Annotated in this window: 17 protein-coding genes and 3 pseudogenes; 13 read left to right on the forward strand and 7 right to left on the reverse strand. The window is 54.8% G+C overall.

Annotation, left to right across the window (positions count from 1 at the left end):
• Nucleotides 1-340 precede the first annotated feature (340 nt).
• A pseudogene (locus HYG81_RS39090) lies at nt 341-751 on the reverse strand (transposase); the annotation flags it as partial.
• Between the two features lie 2 nt (nt 752-753).
• Here HYG81_RS39090 and HYG81_RS39095 point away from each other — a divergent pair.
• The 3 genes and pseudogenes from HYG81_RS39095 to HYG81_RS39105 all read left to right on the forward strand — a co-directional run.
• A pseudogene (locus HYG81_RS39095) lies at nt 754-1,088 on the forward strand (transposase); the annotation flags it as partial.
• Nucleotides 1,089-1,188: 100 nt separating this feature from the next.
• The gene (locus HYG81_RS39100) at nt 1,189-2,637 is read left to right on the forward strand and encodes a cytochrome ubiquinol oxidase subunit I (protein WP_226777568.1); all 1,449 of its coding nucleotides are present in this window, start codon (nt 1,189-1,191) and stop codon (nt 2,635-2,637) included.
• Nucleotides 2,630-3,625: a cytochrome d ubiquinol oxidase subunit II gene (locus HYG81_RS39105; RefSeq protein WP_226777569.1), complete on the forward strand. Its 996-nt coding sequence runs from the start codon at nt 2,630-2,632 to the stop codon at nt 3,623-3,625. The genes HYG81_RS39100 and HYG81_RS39105 overlap by 8 nt, the downstream gene beginning before the upstream one ends.
• Nucleotides 3,626-4,101: 476 nt before the next feature.
• Here HYG81_RS39105 and HYG81_RS39110 read toward each other — a convergent pair.
• Both HYG81_RS39110 and HYG81_RS39115 read right to left on the reverse strand, forming a co-directional pair.
• Nucleotides 4,102-5,690: pseudogene (locus HYG81_RS39110) on the reverse strand (transposase).
• Nucleotides 5,691-5,734: 44 nt separating this feature from the next.
• Nucleotides 5,735-6,124 (reverse strand): helix-turn-helix domain-containing protein, encoded by a 390-nt coding sequence (locus HYG81_RS39115; protein WP_226777570.1) that lies wholly within the window; start codon nt 6,122-6,124, stop codon nt 5,735-5,737.
• A 242-nt stretch (nt 6,125-6,366) separates the two neighbouring features.
• Here HYG81_RS39115 and HYG81_RS39120 point away from each other — a divergent pair, with 242 nt between their 5' ends.
• From HYG81_RS39120 to HYG81_RS39130, 3 genes are all read left to right on the forward strand, one after another.
• Nucleotides 6,367-7,287, forward strand: a complete 921-nt coding sequence (locus HYG81_RS39120) for an NAD(P)/FAD-dependent oxidoreductase (RefSeq protein ID WP_226777571.1) — start codon at nt 6,367-6,369, stop codon at nt 7,285-7,287.
• 2 nt (nt 7,288-7,289) lie between these two features.
• Nucleotides 7,290-7,937 (forward strand): class I SAM-dependent methyltransferase, encoded by a 648-nt coding sequence (locus HYG81_RS39125; protein WP_226777572.1) that lies wholly within the window; start codon nt 7,290-7,292, stop codon nt 7,935-7,937.
• A gap of 167 nt (nt 7,938-8,104) precedes the next feature.
• On the forward strand, nt 8,105-8,782 hold the full coding sequence (locus tag HYG81_RS39130) for a class II glutamine amidotransferase (protein ID WP_233289922.1): 678 nt from the start codon (nt 8,105-8,107) through the stop codon (nt 8,780-8,782).
• A 179-nt stretch (nt 8,783-8,961) separates the two neighbouring features.
• On the opposite strand, the gene HYG81_RS39135 is transcribed toward HYG81_RS39130, so the two are convergent.
• The gene (locus tag HYG81_RS39135; RefSeq protein WP_226777573.1) at nt 8,962-9,156 is read right to left on the reverse strand and encodes a hypothetical protein; all 195 of its coding nucleotides are present in this window, start codon (nt 9,154-9,156) and stop codon (nt 8,962-8,964) included.
• A 100-nt stretch (nt 9,157-9,256) separates the two neighbouring features.
• On the opposite strand from HYG81_RS39135, the gene HYG81_RS39140 reads away from it, so the two are divergent.
• Both HYG81_RS39140 and HYG81_RS39145 read left to right on the forward strand, forming a co-directional pair.
• The gene (locus HYG81_RS39140; protein ID WP_226777574.1) at nt 9,257-9,601 is read left to right on the forward strand and encodes a hypothetical protein; all 345 of its coding nucleotides are present in this window, start codon (nt 9,257-9,259) and stop codon (nt 9,599-9,601) included.
• A gap of 421 nt (nt 9,602-10,022) precedes the next feature.
• Entirely contained in the window at nt 10,023-10,430 is a 408-nt protein-coding gene (locus HYG81_RS39145) for a hypothetical protein (protein WP_226777575.1), read from the forward strand.
• Nucleotides 10,431-10,484: 54 nt separating this feature from the next.
• Here the strand turns inward: HYG81_RS39145 and HYG81_RS39150 are convergent, their stop codons facing one another.
• On the reverse strand, nt 10,485-10,658 hold the full coding sequence (locus HYG81_RS39150) for a hypothetical protein (protein WP_226777576.1): 174 nt from the start codon (nt 10,656-10,658) through the stop codon (nt 10,485-10,487).
• 454 nt (nt 10,659-11,112) lie between these two features.
• Between HYG81_RS39150 and HYG81_RS39160 the strand changes: the two genes are divergently transcribed.
• Both HYG81_RS39160 and HYG81_RS39165 read left to right on the forward strand, forming a co-directional pair.
• Nucleotides 11,113-11,559, forward strand: a complete 447-nt coding sequence (locus HYG81_RS39160) for a hypothetical protein (protein ID WP_226777578.1) — start codon at nt 11,113-11,115, stop codon at nt 11,557-11,559.
• A 339-nt stretch (nt 11,560-11,898) separates the two neighbouring features.
• Entirely contained in the window at nt 11,899-12,198 is a 300-nt protein-coding gene (locus HYG81_RS39165; RefSeq protein ID WP_226777579.1) for a hypothetical protein, read from the forward strand.
• Nucleotides 12,199-12,253: 55 nt separating this feature from the next.
• Here the strand turns inward: HYG81_RS39165 and HYG81_RS39170 are convergent, their stop codons facing one another.
• Nucleotides 12,254-12,445, reverse strand: a complete 192-nt coding sequence (locus HYG81_RS39170) for a hypothetical protein (protein WP_226777580.1) — start codon at nt 12,443-12,445, stop codon at nt 12,254-12,256.
• Between the two features lie 1,078 nt (nt 12,446-13,523).
• Nucleotides 13,524-13,919 carry an MBL fold metallo-hydrolase RNA specificity domain-containing protein gene (locus HYG81_RS39175; protein ID WP_226777581.1) on the reverse strand — a complete coding sequence of 132 codons (396 nt, stop codon included), beginning with the start codon at nt 13,917-13,919 and terminating at the stop codon, nt 13,524-13,526.
• Nucleotides 13,920-14,024: 105 nt separating this feature from the next.
• On the opposite strand from HYG81_RS39175, the gene HYG81_RS39180 reads away from it, so the two are divergent.
• From HYG81_RS39180 to HYG81_RS39190, 3 genes are all read left to right on the forward strand, one after another.
• Complete coding sequence (locus HYG81_RS39180) at nt 14,025-14,531, forward strand: hypothetical protein (protein ID WP_226777582.1); 507 nt, start codon at nt 14,025-14,027, stop codon at nt 14,529-14,531.
• Between the two features lie 346 nt (nt 14,532-14,877).
• Nucleotides 14,878-16,113, forward strand: coding sequence for a beta-propeller fold lactonase family protein (locus HYG81_RS39185; protein ID WP_226777583.1), 1,236 nt, complete (start codon nt 14,878-14,880; stop codon nt 16,111-16,113).
• Between the two features lie 3 nt (nt 16,114-16,116).
• Nucleotides 16,117-18,114 carry a copper resistance protein CopC gene (locus tag HYG81_RS39190; RefSeq protein WP_226777584.1) on the forward strand — a complete coding sequence of 666 codons (1,998 nt, stop codon included), beginning with the start codon at nt 16,117-16,119 and terminating at the stop codon, nt 18,112-18,114.
• Nucleotides 18,115-18,442: the final 328 nt, after the last annotated feature.

Below are 18,442 nucleotides of genomic sequence, written 5' to 3' on the forward strand. Positions count from 1 at the left end.
CGGTAGTCGCATTCGCCGGTATATGTGCGCTCTTTTTCGGGCATTACTACTGGAGCTACTGGCGATAAGTCTACGACCTCTACTGATCAGATGATTCATACCTAGCTATGTCGTAAATAAGCCACGCATCAAAATCATCCTCCGAGGTTGTGGAAGGAGACTACAGCGGGTATAGCGGGCCTGTGATGCGTGGTTTCGGCCGAATCGGAGGGCGGAATCCGCGTCAGATCGCTTTCTGAACGGCCGCTCTTGTTCCGCAGGCAACTATTCCAGCGGATTTCCGAGACTCTAGATAGTGTCGCCACTCAGACGCCGCGCTCTCACGGAAAAACTCTCGTTACTATCCGATTCCAGTCTCCTTCTTCACCAGCGTCAGTGTATTATCGGCTGTCACAATCGGCGAGTGCTCGTATTCACCGGTCAACTGCACCTGTACCAACAGATCGACTGCACGCCAGATCGAATACAGCAGACACGCGAACGCGAAGTAGAAGAACCGCAGGCCAAAATTCTTCGAGGTCGTAGCGGTCATGAACCGCTTGATCGACTTATAGCCGCTCTCGATTTCCCACCGATACCCATATTCAGTGAGATGCCCGGTTCCCGTATTCGTCATGAACACCGAGTACTGCCGATGGTCGGTGTGCTCGGAGTTCTCCTTCCGTCGGTAGATTAGCGTCGTTGAGTGCCACTCGTTGTCGCCCAAGTGCAGTTTTCGATCAGTCTCGTACCGGTCCTTTCCCTCCTTGAGGCCACCTGCTGACCGCAGGGGTGTGCCAATCGCTCCATACAATCCTCGGAACACTGACGACCTGAAAGCCATCGAGTACAGAGTCGAAGACCGCATCACAGAACACAGCGAGGACGTTCAGCTGAAGCAGTCCATCTTGGACGAGACGTACAACAACCGAACGGGGGTGGAACGAACCAACGACGCAATCAAGAACCGCGGTCTCGGGCGCGGACGTGCCCGAGGCCGCGTCCACGCACGAACAGAAGTGTTCCTTGCGCTGTGTCTCCGACTCGTCGTTGCAATCACCAACTACGAGCGGGGAGACGATCCCGGTCGAGAGAAACTCACGCTATGAGATAAATTTATGACACGCTCAGTCAAAACTGTTGTGGTGAATACTCCAAAGTGGGAACCGTGTGGCTACTCAAAAGCTATTGTGCCGTAGCGCAAGGTGAATGGGTCCAATCACACTACTGGGTGCCGTCGACCCAGTATGGGTGGCGTTCCTCTCTCCAGAAGCCGCGAGTCGCATGCAGTTCGGATGGACGATCTCCGTTCACATCATCTTCGCGTCCCTTTCGATCGGGCTCGCACCGTTTATTATCTATTTCACCTGGAAAGACGTGCGGACGAACGAGCAGCGGTATGCGCGATTGCGCTCGTTCTGGGTGAAGGTTTTCGCCGCCGGCTTCGTGATGGGTACAGTCACCGGAATTCCGATGAGCTTCCAGTTCGGCACGAACTTCCCACAGTTCGCCGAGGTAGCCGGTGAACTGATCGGCGGCCCGCTGGCCTTCGAAGCGAAGATGGCGTTCTTCTTAGAGGCCGTCTTCCTCGGCGTGTTGCTATACGGCCGCGACCGTGTTGAGGACCGAACATACGTCATCTCGTCGGTGCTCGTCGGCTTTGGTGCCTGGCTGTCGGGGTTCTGGATCCTGATCGTCAACGCTTGGATGCAGACCCCACGGGGCTACGAGATGGTCACCCGCAACGGGATGGAAGTCGCTAAACTAACCGATCCGTTCGCCGCGTTCCTCACCCCGCGAATGCCCTGGATGTACGTCCATATGATGAACGCGTCGGTGATCTCGGTCGCACTGCTGGTCGCGGGCGTCTCGGCGTACATCGTCTGGAAAAAGCCCGACACTGAAGCCTGGAACACCGCACTCAAGCTGGCTGTCGTACTCCTGATCATCTCCGCACCGTTCCAAGCGGTCCACGGCGACGCCTATGGCCGCCACGTCGAGGGCACCCAGCCACAGAAGTTTGCCGCGATGGAGGCTCACTACGAGACGGGGCAGGCCGACCTACACCTGCTCGCGTTTCCGAAGTCACCTGAGGCACTCACCGACCCGCGAGCCGAGAATCTCGTCACCGTGAGTCTTCCCGCAGTCGGGTCGTTCCTCGCCAGTGGCGGGGACTTCGACGCCGAGGTCATCGGACTGAACGAGTACGAGGAGAACCCCCCCGTAGCACTCGTGTTCTGGTCGTTCCGCTTCATGGTCGGGCTCGGATTCCTATTCATCGGGTTGGCACTGTGGGGCGGTTACCTCATGTACCGAGGGCGGCTGTCCGACAGCACACGCTATCTGAAGGCGATGATCGCTGCATCGCCGTTCGGCTACGCTGCGTTGCTCACCGGCTGGTACGTCACCGAGATCGGCCGGCAGCCGTGGGTCATCCAGGGCGAGCTCAAGACGAGCGAGGCGGTGTCATCGACGCTCACCGGGGCAGAGGCGACACTGACCCTGGTCGGGTTCGTCGTGCTCTACGTCGGGCTGATGCTGACTGCGCTATACATCCTGAAGTGGCTGGTCCGGGAGGAACTCCGGTCACTCGGCGTCCGAGAGTCGAGTGGCGGCCACTGGCACGGCCCGATTCCGTGGGTGAGCAGCGATGACTGACCCGCTGTTGCCCGTCGACGCGTACCTCGTCGAATCGCTGCCGGAGATCTGGTTCGGCGCAGTGCTGTTCGCGTTGGGGATGTACGTCGTCCTCGACGGGTTTGACTTCGGTATTGGGATGCTTTACGCGACCCGGACGGACGAACGTGAGCGGGAGACGTTCCTGGCGGCGTTCGGACCGGTCTGGGACGCGAACGAGGTGTGGGTCGTCGCCTTCGGGACGATGCTGCTAGCGGCGTTCCCGCGCGTGTACTCGCGCCTCCTGGCGGACAACTATCTGCTCGCGCTCGGGTTCGTTCTCGCGTTGGTGTTCCGCGGCGTCGGTCCGGAACTCCGCGAGCAGCGCGACGACGAGCGCTGGAAGCGCTACACCGACTACGCGTTCATCGGCGGGAGCGTGTTCGCGCCGCTCCTGTTGGGGATGCTCGCGGGTCGCTGGGTGTTCGGCGGGGCGATGCTACCAGTGGCGTTGACTAGCGTCGGCCTGGTCGCCGTCTCGATAGTCACGGGGGCGGCGTTCCTCGCAGCCAAGACCGAGCCCGGTCTGGCATCGGAACTGCGAGCGTACGGTATCGGTGCGACACTGGCGTACCTTGGCGGTGTGATCGTGCTGCTGGGAACCGTCGTCCTGACCGATGCGGGCGGCGCTGCCGACGCGGTGCTCTCGCTGCCCGTCGCTGCAGTCGTCGCTCTCTCGGTCGCCGTCGGGCTGAGCGGGAGCGTACTGGCCAGACGCGGCCGGTACCGAGCCTGGCTCGCGAGCGCGCTGGCGCTGCCCACGCTGTTGACGATCTTGGTCGCAATTCTGCTGTACCCGACGATTTATCCGCCGACCGGGCTGTTGGTTAGAGAAGCGGTCGTGTCGCCACTAGCGCTGAACCTCGTGACCGTCCTCGGGTTTCCAGTCCTGCTGCTGGTACTGTGGTACTTCAAGTTCCTCTACGGCGTGTTTAGCGGCCCAATCGAGGGTGAAGGCTACGAAGGGTAACCCCTCCAACCTCTCGTCGTTCCATTCTCCGCTCAGTACTGGTGACTCTCCGATCGGGGATATGTACGATATGATGGAATCACATCCTCGCGATAGTGTACCACTCTCGGTGTCACATATCACCAGTGCCGGCAACTGGAAGGCGACAGAGCGTATCGGCTTCGGACCGCCGAGGACCGCATTGTGTCCCAGTTTGTCTAGCAGACACTCCAGCTGGGGCCATCGAAGGAAGATAGTTCCATATGCATTGAGAACGCCGGTCTCAACTTCTGTCGCCCACTTCCGCTCCCACAGTTTCGGAGGATGGGCTATTTTCGCGTGTTTTCGGGGCTTATCGTGGTTTGGGCGGCCCATAATGGAACTGTATCAATTGTCTCTCTCGGTGAGGTATCATCGAATGCGTGACATCAGCCTATAATTCGATCATTCAAAAAGTGTCGCCACTCACGATAGGCGGCCCGAGTCGGTGTTGAGCGTTAATCCGGCGGAATAAGTGCTGAGCAAACCAACTCGACACACTCACCAGCCGTCAGAGCCGGTGCATAATCCATCTCACCGTCGACACCAGCCTTCAACAGGAAATCGGTGAGCCGCCAGATATTGTGCAGCAACACCGCGAACACGAAGTAGAACAGCCGGACGCGGTAATCCTTGGATGAGGTCTTCGCTAGGAAGTCGTTCTTGATACTCTTGTACTCGTTCTCGACCTGCCAGCGACGGCTGTAGCGGCGGCAGAACGTCTCAGCCTCTTTGGGGCCGACTGAGAGGTTCGTCGCAAATACCGCCGTACCCTCTCCTTTCGTCGAGGGGACGTACAGAAACTGCATCGCGTGCGAACCCTGCTCAACGTGGACAGATGCTGATTCAACGGCTACCTCCTGCCCACTTTCGTCCATCGTTTCAATAGCCTCTCGCTCGTCACCATGAATGCGTTTCGGGATGAGATAGTTCACATCGAGGTTCGAGAGCGTCTGGTAGACCGCTTTCGAGTCAAACTCCCGGTCGCACAGCACCATCTCAATCGGCAGATTCTCTTTGGCCCGAAGAAGCAGGCGACGAACAGTGTGATGAATCTGATTTGGTGGGTTCTGGTCCCAGGAGGAACTCTCTCATACTGGTTCGACAGCGAGAATCAACGGGATATTCCACCCGACAATCGAGAGTGTGGCGAATTTGAAGGCTCGTCCGTCGCTGTCTTTCGTTCCGCTGACCATCGGCATTCCCTCTACGTTCCCAAAGTAGCGAATGGTCGTGATGTCGATCGCTACGGTGACTGGACGCCGAAACGAAGGCTCGGATTGGATCACTGAGAGGAGCTGTTCCGTCGCCTGCTGAAATCCCTCGATAAGATCTTCTGGACTGAATTGCTTGACTGCACGAAGGTGCGTGTCACCGTGAGGGCCGTATTCTTTGCCTCGACGGAACTTGACCGTGCAGCGCCTTGCGGTGTACCGCATCCGACCATCCCGATGAACGTCTGAAGCTCAAAGAATCGTGTGTCTTCATACGTCGCGTTTTGGGCTCTCCCGGAGTCGAATGAACCGAAGCCATGCTCACGAGCGAGACGGGTTGTTCGATAAATTTCTTTGTCAGAGAACTTGGTAGCATCCTCAGCCGAGTCAGTAGTCTCCTCTAATGATTGCTTGACTTCCTCTAGTGGCCGGACTTCGGGAACCGAGAGGTTCTCGTTGTAGATCTCCTTGACTAAGCAGTGTGCACTGGCAGTGACATACCCGCGAACATCATCGTCGAAGCGATTGCGCCACGTTCGAGAGATGACTGACTCGTTAGGAATTTGGTTGAGATCAAATACATTTGCGAGTTCTGGATGGCGTGTGAGGGACCGATAGCTGTCTCCAGTGACTTCCAGATAAATGAAGAGTTTGAGCATTCCGTGAAACGAGTACGGTGCAGGATGCCACTCTGGATAGTCGTCCTCAAGCGTCTTAATTTGAAGTTTACGATCAGTAAGTGCAGCACAGAAGTCAGTACCTTCACGCAAGTGCTCGCGGAGATCAAGAGCAGCGACGAAAGAGTCGGTTAATCGGCGGCCACATTCTTCCATCAGTTTATCCTGCTAACAAATATCATAAATGAAGACAAATTGGACTATTCTGGAGAATGGTCTTCGACATACGTATCACGGAATTCCTGAATAAGTTGTCCAGTTTCAGCGTACCACTGGTTGAGCATTCGTTGGAGTTCGTCCGCTATCTCGTCCGGGTCAGAGACCCGATACACGTGGTGATAGCCTCCTTTTGGACAGCTTTCTTGTTCTTGCACGGCGATTCCTGCTTCCTCGAGTCGTTTGACCGAACGGTACGCGGTCGTCCGCTCTTTACCGATGAACTTCGCAACGTGATCCACAGTAAGCGGCTCAGAAGATTCCGCTAACAGTCTAAATACGGCCCTGTCGAGCTCGTTCATTCCGAACATACAGTCGAGAAGGCCCTCACACTCCCGTTCATCCCCGAGTTGCTTTTGTACGGCGTCTGGCATTGTTATCAACCCTTAGTGCTGCCGCCACATAATGTTTGCACTCTTATGCAATCAAACGCGAGTACGGAATCGACATGATAAAATTGATTGGAGAGGCAGAACAGTTATAATGAAGAGTACGAGCTACTGAGACCATATTTCTCCAATATACTAGGCTTGATAGGTTCCACTATCGGCAGCGATGGACTTATGACTCCCCCTTCCTCATTGCAGGTGATATGCAAACAACTGATGGCGGTGATTTGGAATACGACGTTCTCATCATCGGGGGCGGGCCTGCTGGTTTGAGTGCAGCCCTCCAGTTAGGGCGCTCACTTCGCAGTGTCTTAGTCTGTGATAACGGCGAACCGCGCAATGGTCCAGCAACTGAAGCCCACGGATACCTGACGAGGGACGGTATCTCACCGGAGGAGCTTCGTCGGCTCGGTCGCGAGGAAGTTCTGAAATACGGAGGCGAGTTTCGGGACACGAAAGTAACGGATGTTAGTCGAGACAACAACAGCTTCACCAGTACCCTGGATTCCGGCGAGACCGTCACGAGTCGGAAGGTCGTACTAGCAACTGGTGTCAGGGACGACCTTCCTGAAACCGACGGCTTCGAGGAGTTCTGGGGGAGTGGCGTGCATCACTGTCCCTACTGCCACGGCTACGAAGTTCGTGGCGAACCCCTCGGCGTGATGGTCACGAACGAGCACATGGTCCACTACGCGAAGCTCATCTACAACCTGAGCGATGATCTCGTTGTATTCACCGATGGACAGGACGTTTTCGATAAAGAATCACGATCGGAGTTCGTCGAGCGAGGAATCGAAATCGAAGACGAACCGATTACCGCGCTCACCGGCTCGAATGGTGCTCTCGAAAGCCTCTCCCTCGCGGATGGCCGCGACGTAACTCGCCACGCTCTGTTCTACTCTCCGCCGATGGAGCAACACAGCGAGATCCCAGAACAACTCGGTCTCGAAGCGAATGAGGCTGGACTCGTCGATGCAACGCGCTCCCAGCGTGGAATCGGGTTGACATCGGTCGAGGGTCTGTTCATTGCTGGCGACGCCTCTAGCGGAGGCCCTCCCTCCATAGCGTCCGCCGTCGCGGATGGATACGCAGTCGGGACAACCGTGAATGGGAAGCTCTCCATGGAAGACTTCGAAGGGGGGTGGTAACTATGGAAATGTCCTTAGAGGAGTTCGCCGATCGCTTCTCGGAGATCGCTGGTCAGTATGACGACATACACGACAGTGACGAGAAGCCGATCTACAATGCGTGCGCCTCGCTCGTCGTCGAGCACGCCAACCCTGGTCCCGACGACGTCGTCCTCGACCTCGGAACGGGGACGGGCCTGATCGCGCTTGCGTTGGCCGAAGACGCCGGCCACGTCGTCGGTCGCGACATCAGTGACGGGATGATAGAGCAGGCGCGGTCGAAAGATGCCGATAGAGGTTTTGAAAACGTGGATTTCGGATACGGCGAGTTCCGCGACCCGCACTACGACGGCGAAGTAGACATCGTGGTCTCGAATTTCGCTCTGCACCACCTCCCCGATGAGGAGAAACACGAGGCTATCGAGGCCATCGCCGATATCGGCGCACGTCGATTCGTCCTCGGTGATGCGATGTTCTTCGGATCGCCCGACCCTGAAGAACCACTATTCGACCACGGGGTTGATGGGGCTACCGTCGGGATGCTCGTGGACATACTCACTGATGTCGGATTCGTGGTCACGGCCGTCGAGCGTGTGCATGACCAAGTGGGCGTCTTGGTCGCCGAACGAAGTGATGAGGTGCCGGCTTACGACCCTCAAGAGGACCAATAATCTCAATGTGTCGAATGTTCGCGTTGCGGAGCACCGTTAGCTGTCCGGTACAGGAATCGTTGACGGATGCCGACCGGTCGCTTCAACGGCTGAGCGAGATTAACCCCCATTGATGGGGTGTCGCACACTACGTTCAGGGCGTTCCGCAGATCGTCAAGAGTCCAGAGATGGGTGCTGAGAGTCCTGTCTATTCGGCTCTGTCAAATCAGATCGAGTCGAGTTGTGTCGTCGCCCACGTCCGTCGTGCGACACATGGTGACCATACCGTCGCAAATACTCATCCGTTCCAATACGGTCGGTGGGTGTTCGCTCATAACGGCAATATCGCCGAGTTCGATGACTTGCGACCGACATTGCTGGACAAAATAGCACCGTTCCTGCGTCCCCATATCGTGGGTACCACGGATAGCGAGGTGCTATTTTTCCGACTCCTGACCGCAATGGCTGATGCAGGTATCCTCGACATGGAACCGGATCAAGTCGATCCACAATCACTCTGGGAAAGTATCCGTTCCGTCGTGGAGCGAGTTGCTGAACTGGCTGGTGGTATGCACGACGACCCTAACGGACCATCTGATGAAACGTATTTGACATTCATCCTCACGGATGGTTACACTCTCATAGGGCACCAAGGCGGAAAGTCACTCTTTGTCCACGCACCTGCTATCAGTCACGGGGAGCAAGAGAAGTCGTGGGCAGTCGAGCAAGGAGCGACTGATCACTTTCTACTAGCGAGCGAACCTGCTCACAACCCTGCAATGTGGACTCCGATCCGACATGGTGGGGTAGTTGGGGTTAGTCCTGACATGACTGTCTGGATCTCACCAAACGCCCTCGTTGATTGACAATTCGATGCACGTACGCGTGCACGGCTACGAATAACGAAATTCCGATCGTTCGAAAAAGGAGGCACGCATCATTCCCATCCTCCGAAGTTGTGCCGCTAGATATGAATCGGCCGAAAACCAACGTCAGGCATACTCTAGATGCCGTACACGAAACAGAGGGGGCGAAATCGGACCAGTCAATCGGCCATATCGTAGTCGTCGAGCACCCGCGCCTCCACCAAGTCGTTGTACTCGAGACGCGACAATCGCTCGAGGGCATGGTCCTCGCAGTAGTACTCCGCGTTTGACGAGCCAGTCTCGTGGAAGTACACGAGCATCCGTTTCGCAGCCAGTTTGGGGCAGTCGTCATCTCGGTGTTCGCAGTGGAGCATTCGGTGCTATGTACACTCTGTCGCCTACACCGGAGTATCTGTTTCGGCTGGGAAAGGTCGGCGGCGAAAGAATGACTGTTGTCGGGGAGAGTAGGCTTGTATGGACGAAGAGCCAGAGGAAGACCGTACAATTGATCCGCTTGGGGAAATTTCCGACGAAAATGCGTTCAGTGAGTTGATCGAAGACCTTCGGGACGAAGGGTACTCATGGAACGATATTTACGAAGAGTTTATTCAAGCTTTTTACTACATCGAACAGCCCGCACGCGAGGAAGTGAAAACTACCGAGGGTGACTCGAATTTTGCGAAGATAGAGGCCACAGCATCAGTTCTCCGATCTTGGAAGCAGGGATTGACAACTGACGACGCAAGTCCTCGAGAGAAGTATATCGGAGACGCATTCGGTGAGATGGCTAATTGGGTCGAAGAATCGTTGCCCGAATAGCTACGCCGTCTCGCTACCGTCGAACGCCCCGAGTCCCGACTGCTACTCGAATTCGTCAACTCGGCGTCGCTCATAGCGGTCCGTGTATCGGCTTCCACATCGATACGTGCATGTCCGCGTCCGATCCGTACTCGCGTTCGGCGGCGATCGGCAAGTGGTCCGCGTCTCAATGTTTTAGCGGAGTACTCCCCGGTATCATTATGACGTTCCAACCGACTGAAAGAATCGCATGGTGTTAAATCAGCTTCAAGCACTGATTCCTCTGGTCGCGGGGAATCTACTGATTATCCTGGCATCTTCGTTCTTTGGATCTCTGTTCATATTAGTTGGTAGATCTATTCGGCAGAAAAGGGCACTCATAAGTGCGTTACATGCGGAATTAGTCGACAATTACACAGAGGCTATGGCTACAAGTTCCGAGATGGATACCCGAGAGGACGATCTCTTTGGTGCCTTTACTAATCTCCAAGTTCGAAGCTCAGCCATTGAGAGCTTACAGACGAATGACCCATCACTCTATGCATCGATCGATGCGTCCTCAGACAACTTGTATAAGCCATATGCAGCACACCCTCAGTTTGAGGAATATGAGAAAATTGGCTTCTGGAAAATGATGCTGGAAACGATATCTCTCACAACAGAAACAATCCCTGATGGAGGTGAACCAATAGATCCTGACCCGTTGAAGGAGATGGTCAGAAACTACGAGGAATGGACCCAAGATGCTATTGATGAAGTAGAATCGTACACAGAAGAGAATGTACTACGGCAAATAATCTACTATAATTGTCTTCCTCATTGGTCAGTTGGCGAAGTCGAAGAGATTTAGCTATGCCGTCTCGCCGCCCACGAAGGTAGCCTTCGAAGATAATTCACTCTTTTCTCATACGCTATCCCGCTGCCCCATCGTATCCTCGATCTCGAGGCCGTGACTCCCTGCAATCTCGCCGGCCAGCACCCGCGCTCGAGCCGCCCGTTCGGGTTGGACGTCCTTTCGATCCGCATGGTATTCGACGAGCGCCTCGATTAGGAGTAGGTCCTCCTGTGGAGTTCGCATCGACGGTGTTGGACTCGGCTTCCGATAAAAAGAGTTGTCTCACGTAGGGATGTCTGACTTTACTTTCGACGTGGCACACGACAGTTTAAATATAGGCGATACCTGCTCTCAGACATGGCGCTTCAAGTGACGTGCGTTACCACGGACAGCGGTTCAAACTACGACGACTGCCGATGTATCGAAACGATCGGCTACAACGTATTCGGGTCAACGATCCAGAAAACGCCTGCCGAACTACACGACAGGATCAACAACGGCACCGACTTTTACGTGAAAGAGAACGGCTCGAAGACGTATCTCGAAGCCGCCGAACAGCGCGGTACGAAGTACGTGCGGACTGAGTCCAACAACACACGGCGCGATAACCTTCTCCAGCAACCGAGCTGCTAATCAGACCGTTCACTTTCACTCCCCTCCGGGAACTCTTACCCGCGGCCAAACCGTGCGTTGCCATATGCCTGCCTCTCAAGAGATAGACGATTATCTGACAGTCAATGCCAAACCTATTCGGCCACCAGATTCGGTCTTTTTCACCGACCAGTCGCCAGAATTTGAGGTGGAGATCGCGAACAGTTCAGAATACCATTTTACCGAAGGGAGCCAAATAACGTGGGCGACTGCTATCGGTGATGGACGGCCAAGACCAGTACATTCGGGAACCATCGACATTGATCTAGAACCGAATGAATCGAAAACGTATATTGTCGAAGATGACCTCCTCTCTTTTGAGGGGCATGGTGTCTTTGGTATCGCTTTCGGAGGGCATTCTGGACAGGACACATCGAACCCCCGAAAGCTACACAGTCGTCCCGCAAAGGACTACGACCCGCTCTACACGTTTACAGTGTGGGACCGGTCGCACTACGAAACGGTCCATGAGCAACCGAAGGACCTGCAATAGTGGGCTGTTCGATTATCGTGGCTTGTTGTTACCCTCGCAGTCATTCAGGTTGTGATTGGTGCTATCCAAGTCGCCTCTATTCTCAATTGGATGTAGACGTTTGTCCTCCAGCCACTCGTCCAGATCGACAAGCGCTTCGATGACGAGGAGTTCCTCCTGGGGAGTACGATCGTACACCGCCGACCTTGGCCGCGGCTTCTGATGAAAAGTCTCTACTCAAGAATGTATGTATGACGTTCTATTCATAGACCCCGACAAATCATTAAGTGGGTGCAGTCTCAACGGATGAGTATGTCCCTTGAACATACCAGGACATCGGCGTACTCGTGGTCAGAAGCGATGCGTCGCGCAGCCGAACAGAAGTATGGTACGAAGATTGAGGTCCCGATGACGGCAGTTATTGGCGTTCCAGCCAACTTTGAACTGTCAAAGCGCTCGCTCCCGAATGGAGCGAACGCAGTCTATCGAGATCAGCGAAAAACAAACAGCTACCAGATCCGTGCATTCGACGATCACTACACGATCGAGATGGATCAGCACAATCCCGAAACAGGGAATGCGGTGGCCCACGCTGGGTTCGACGCTCCGAAATACACGGCAGCCGGCCTCGCGATCGTTGGAGCGGCCCTTATCGGATAGCGACGGCCGCACTCCAATTTCTCACTGAAGCACCTATCGTGTAGCTATGCGTCCGTCAGCGGTACTGATCGCGGAAGGAACCACTCGAGACAACGTCGTCTATCGTCTCGCCACGCTCGGCGGCTAGATCTCGTGCTCGTTTCCATACTCGCCGGGCGTGGTCAGGATCACGCTCTCGAAGGTCGTGATGGTAGGCGATTAACGCCTCGATTAGGAGGATATCGTTGATCGACAGGGACGCAGACATACCATCGAGGCCAACGACCGCGGTAAAAGTGATTCGACAGCCGGGTCACTCCTGCCGTTCGTTCTGGATCCGATCGAGCGTCAGAACGCCTTCTCGCCGCGTCTCCCACTCTGAGTCGGAGCTCGGAGACGCGGGCAACAGTGGTTCGCCCTCGAAGAATGATCGGACTGCGCCGTAGGCGTTCCACCGAGTCGCGTCCGTCGGAAGCGCTGGATACTCCTCGCCGGTCTGGCGATCGGTGAGCAGTAGCTCCCACCCGTCGGGCGTCTTCCGACATTCGATCGAGATATCGGTCTCGAGGTGCAGCCAGACCGTACGGTCGTAGGCACGGTGCGTGATCGTCCAGCCGTCCGGAGCGCTGGCATCGAACAGCGGGATGTATCGGCAGAGCGTCCCGAAGCGACCGACGTAGGCCGTGTCAGTACCGGGTCTGTTGGTGTACTTATGACTAGTGAAACACCGGTCGTACCATGCTCAGACACACTCTCTCGGCGATTAAAACCGTACTGGGGGCCAACCAATACGTATCGTTCTCTCGCTACTGATCTTCCAAAAATTGATCTCCAAAGTCTTTAAGCCGACACAACCACCACTACCAATTGGTGAGGCGTCGGAACCCGAGTGGAAACTCGGGCGACCGGCTTCTTAGAGAACGATGCTAACAACGACAGTGGCCACTGTCGAGAGTAGTGTGATCGTTCGAGGGCTCGCTGTGACCTCGAGTCGCAAATTTAGACCCATTTGACCGGGACTATCGCGACCTCGATCAGATCCTGACTCCCGTTGTTCATGGCCACCGCTGTCCGGTGGTTCACTCATCGTCATAACTCCTAACGTAGTCCTCCAGAAGGGATCCGAAGTGGTGAGGCGACGGAACCTAACTTCGCTCAGACTACAGGCCAGACAAGGGTTGGTTGGCATAAAAAGGCACCCTTTACGTGCGAGCGGGGGCTCGTGTACCGGTTTTCTCCAGATTTTGAAAATGTATCTTCCCGTCTAAGAAAATTCTCACCTCAAAATGAGAGATGTAGAGTAAAACAGTTGCCCAAATCAGGACGTCCTTGAGGCGCTGATTACGTCAGTCCTCGATCACGCCAGCTTTCTTGAGTTCGTCCCGTATAATCGCCCGAATATCTGCCTCACTCTGACCAGTATCGTTCCGTGCAGCGGCGACCCCCTCGTTCAGCGCGGCCATGGCCTCGAAGACGTCCTCAAGTTGGTCGTAGGCGTTCTCGTGGTTGCTTTCGAACATCTCAGTGGACAGTGCCGCTGTATCGGGATCAGACTCCCGTTTAACACCGACCGGCGTTAGCCGGCGACTCCGCGTGACTGTCTCGACGTTTTCCATGAGGTGGTTCCCGAGGTGTTCCTGGGCGTAGTCCGGCTCGTGGATCAACGCGATCGTCTCCGGATCTACTGTCCGGGCGAAATCGAGCAGTCCGGCCTGAGCGGCATGACCGCTCAGTCCGCTCACTCTCGAGACTCACTCGGACGGAATCATTGCTCGAGTCAGAGTGATTCCGTAACGGATTCTATCTATTGAAGTGTTTATGTACTTGTAATTACTTTATGGTGGTAGATGTATCGACCATCGGGTGAAACCCTTTCCCTAACACCAGAGCAGACTGCTCACGCGAGGCAACTCCTGAAGCGAACTGTCGATGGGGAGGTCGAATCGCCGACCGACATCGTGGATTCGTGGGAAGAGCCGACCGGCACTATCGACTGGGAGCGGAAAGAGGATCTGTTCCCAGAAGAGGAGAGTTTCATCACACTGTCGGCAATCGCGGATTCGGTCAGCTCACCGAGCCGACTGGAAAAGCCCCGAATCAAGAAGATATTGGTGTGCCTGCTCGAGGAAGAGTTTGAGGTTCAGAATACGGCTCCTCCGAAGCTTCGGAAGTGTGGTGACTGCTTTTATGTGACGGATGACGGACACCACCGCAGTATGGTAGCGAGAGCAATCGGGTTAAATGAGTTGTACGCCAAATACGAGATCGTCTCACCGGAACTCCTCATACAGCCCGATCGGTGGACTACACAACTTCGGAAGATGATTTTGATGCGTGCCTTTCTTCTGCATTAAATCAAATTGGAACTTTTGGTAAAAATTTATGTATCACATGGATCTTTTTATCGATACTTACGATATCGAATGTGAATTCATACCAATGGTTTTATCTGTTCGTCAGAAGGTGTCTACTGCGGTAAAGGGTGCCTCTGGCAGCCTTTTAGCGCTCTTGCTTCCGGTCATATTGAATAGAAGTGGTGAATCATTCTGATGATCCATACGCATACGTCAAGAGGTTGTCGCTCAATCAGATAGATTCTGAGACAGTAATAGGGCCGACAAATATCTGTAATATATTACTAATATCGGTTTTCGACTGCCGAACCATAACTACAAATAATACAGGGGTGGAGTATCGAATATGGAGTCTCTTGTCAAGCGACGACGGTTCGTGCAGGTAATGAGCGGCGGACTTGCGGTTAGCATCGCCGGATGCTCGACCGAGGCACAGGATGAGGACCCTGAAAACGATAGTGATAGTGGGCAAACTCAAGAAAACGGTGAGGACACTGAAACCGAGACAGAATCTAATGGCGGGGTCGCATACGCGTTCGGACCGAATACAATCGCAATTATCGATCCCGCAGAAGGGGAAGTTGTCGATGAGATTACCGAGGGTATCGATGGCTACGAATGGGGGGATGCTGTCCCAACGAATGATGGGAGTCAACTCTTTGTCATCGAATCAACCCTTTCACAGGTCCTTGTAATCGATACCGAGTCCCATGAAATTGTCTCCGAAGTCGCTATGGGTCCTGATGGGACTCATATGTATCATCCGAACGACGAGGAGATGTGGGCACACTCCGATGCCGAGGGGACGTTCTACGTTATTGACACCGAGTCCCACGAGGTCATCGAAACCGTCGTTGCAGGCCTTGAAGAAGAAGGTCACGGTAAACTCCTCTACCACGAGGACTTTGGAACGACGGGATACGCGACGAATGTCAATGATCCGGCAGCACATATTATCGATTTGGAAGCGTATGAGCGATCGGACTCGATCGAACTCGGTGACGAGGGCGGCACACATTACAAGGCCTATGGTCCCCAGAATGGCCTCGCGTATTTCGAGCGCTCCGGTGGCGTCGGAACGACTGCAGTGGTCGACACCGAAACCGATGAAGTTGTTGACGAACTCGATTTTACCGGTGGAATGTATCTCACTCCCGATGAGGAACTACTGGGTATCATCGACGAGAACGAGATCCACTTCGTCGACGTTACCACCGAAGACAGCGAGGAGGTCGGATCTGTTGAAGTTGAGGGCGGACCTGACGCGCTTGAATACTACGAGGCTGACGACACGCTCTATGGGTTCACCGCCAACACACAGGAAGCTACCGCGACGGTCATCGACATCGACGCTTTCGAGGAAGTTGATCGGATCGACGCCGGAGATATCCAACGTCCAGAAGGTGCGGAGTTCCTCCACCGTTCGGGTGTCTCCGGTGACGGATACTTCTTTACACCTGCTGGTGCTGACGGTACCGTAGCTGTGATCGACATGGAGGCGCAAGAGCTGATCGAACACGTTCCGGTTGAGGAAGGCGTCGACACTGTTCAGTACCTCGGTGGTACAGGAGACGAACAGTAAGCCATGTGCATGGGCGAGTCGCTTAACCGGTCTGGACCGCCGCTCAAAGTAGCTATCGCCATCGCAGTCGCGGTAGTCATCCTTGCAAGTATCGCGACACCGGTTGCAGCCCACGCCTATCTTAGCGAGTCAGATCCCTCGAACGGGGAACAAGTGGAGACAGTACCCGACGAAGTGACGCTCTACTTCTCGGGCGATGGGGTCCAAGTCGCAGATGTCACCGTAACTGGGCCGAACGACGAGGACGTAAGCGGTGATGCTCGGATTGATGCCGATGACTCACAAGTCGTCCATGTACCGATCGAAGACGAAGACGTCGGTGATGGAATATACACGGTCCAGTGGGAGATACTCGCCGACGACGGCCATACCTCCAGCGGCTCGTTCTTCTTCAGCGTCGGCGACGAACCGCTCGATCGTGACGCTGTCCTCGACGCGTATGAGGGTGAGGATGACGAGGTTGACGAGGGGGTGTCACCAGTCGAGGCTGGCGCAAAGGGACTCCTCCTCATCACCCTCGTCGGAGTCGTCGGCATTCCAATAACGGCAGTCAGCGTTATCTACCCACTCGTCGACCGATTCAAGTCTGAAGCCACAACAGCTGATCAACGTCTTACGAAACTCCTTACCGGCGTGAGCCTCCTCCTCTTTGTCTCGGCCCTCGTACTCGGACTCGCACGGAGTACGGCAGTCGGCCCGTTGTCCGCCGAGACTGTGATTCAGTTCAGCCGTACCCCACTTGGTAATGCATGGATCGTACAATTGATACTCACAGCGCTCCTTACCGTCGCTTTCCTCGGGGCCGTTCGTGGATTACTATCTCGACGCGTCTGGCTCGGAATCGCGTTCGTCGGTGGACTGCACGTCGGTGCGAGCGTGAGCTGGACGAGTCACTCGGCCACTACGATCGATCGGTTGCTGGGAACTGCAGTAGATTTCGGACATATTATCGGGGCAGGCCTCTGGGTCGGTGGACTTGTCGTCCTCGCGGTAGTCGTTCCACCACTCCTTCGGGAAAGCGACCCAGGCGATCGCAATGCATTCGCCGCTGGAATTGTTCGGCGGTATTCGATTCTCGCCATTATTGGCGTAACCATCGCAGTGACGACCGGACTCGTTCTCGCATCGTGGCACATCCCCACATTCGATGGACTGTCCGAGACACTCTACGGACTCTCGCTCTCGGCGAAGGTCCTTCTCGTGTTGGTTGCACTCGGACTCGGCGGCTTCACCCGATTTATTCTTCTACGGCAACTTGAGTCACAGGCCCGCTCAAGAGACATTGCTGGTCGGCTGTCCGGACGAGGGACCGACACGCAACTCCGCGAAGACGGCGGTCAATCGAGAATCGGAACGATCACGACGTTCGTTCGCGCCGTTCGATTCGAGGTCACGATTCTCGTCCTCGTCCTGCTCGTGTCAGGATTACTCACATCGATTCCAACGGCTGCTATCGTTGGCCAAGAACAAGAAACCGGACCGGAGATGGCGACCATTGAACAAGATGTTGATGACATCACTATCGAATTAACAACACTCCCGGTTGCCGAGGCCGATACTGAAACCGACCGGGATGATCTAATTACCGTTCACGCAGATGAACCAGTTGTGTTCGAGGTAAGATTTCTGCGTAACAGTGAGCCACTCCAATCAGACCGACCTGTTCGATTGCTCGCAGACAGTCAAGATGGCGAAGAGACAATGCAGATTGAACTTGATGAAGCAGAGAATGGAACATACGCGACAGTACAGACGCTTCCAGCCGACGGAGACTGGGAGATACGTGTTACCGGAGCGCCGGACGGCTCATTCGTCAGTGAGTGGTTCAATGTTCATGCAGTGACCGACACAACACATGATGACCACGATCAGGAAGAATCCACGTCTCCTACTACCCCATTCACAACAGCGCTCCAGTATGGGGCGATCGGCATTGCTGTCATCGGATCTGTCGCGGTAGTAGTTGAGTCAGTTCGCTTTAATCGTCGAAAGATCCAATAGTAATAGCTACCAATATAATCTTCCACTTGACCGCTTCTACCCAAAATCAGAGTGGATAAAGTAAGGTTGATTGTCTCTATTCGATCCTGTGAACGGTATATTCGCACGTGTAGTGAGAAGTAGTTTCGTGATATTATTTATTTAAAAGAGAGGATTTCAACAGGGCCGAACTCCCACAACCTCGTAGGATGGTTTCGATGCGTTCCTTTGTTTCAATAAAATTAAATACATCAAATACCCAGTATGCGTGCGGGCTGAACGCCAGAGTGGTTGATTACGCAATCACGGCATTGGTCTGCGGCCGACTCGATATATCGTTGAGTGCCGG

Source organism: Natrinema zhouii, from assembly GCF_013456555.2.
Lineage (GTDB): Archaea > Halobacteriota > Halobacteria > Halobacteriales > Natrialbaceae > Natrinema > Natrinema zhouii.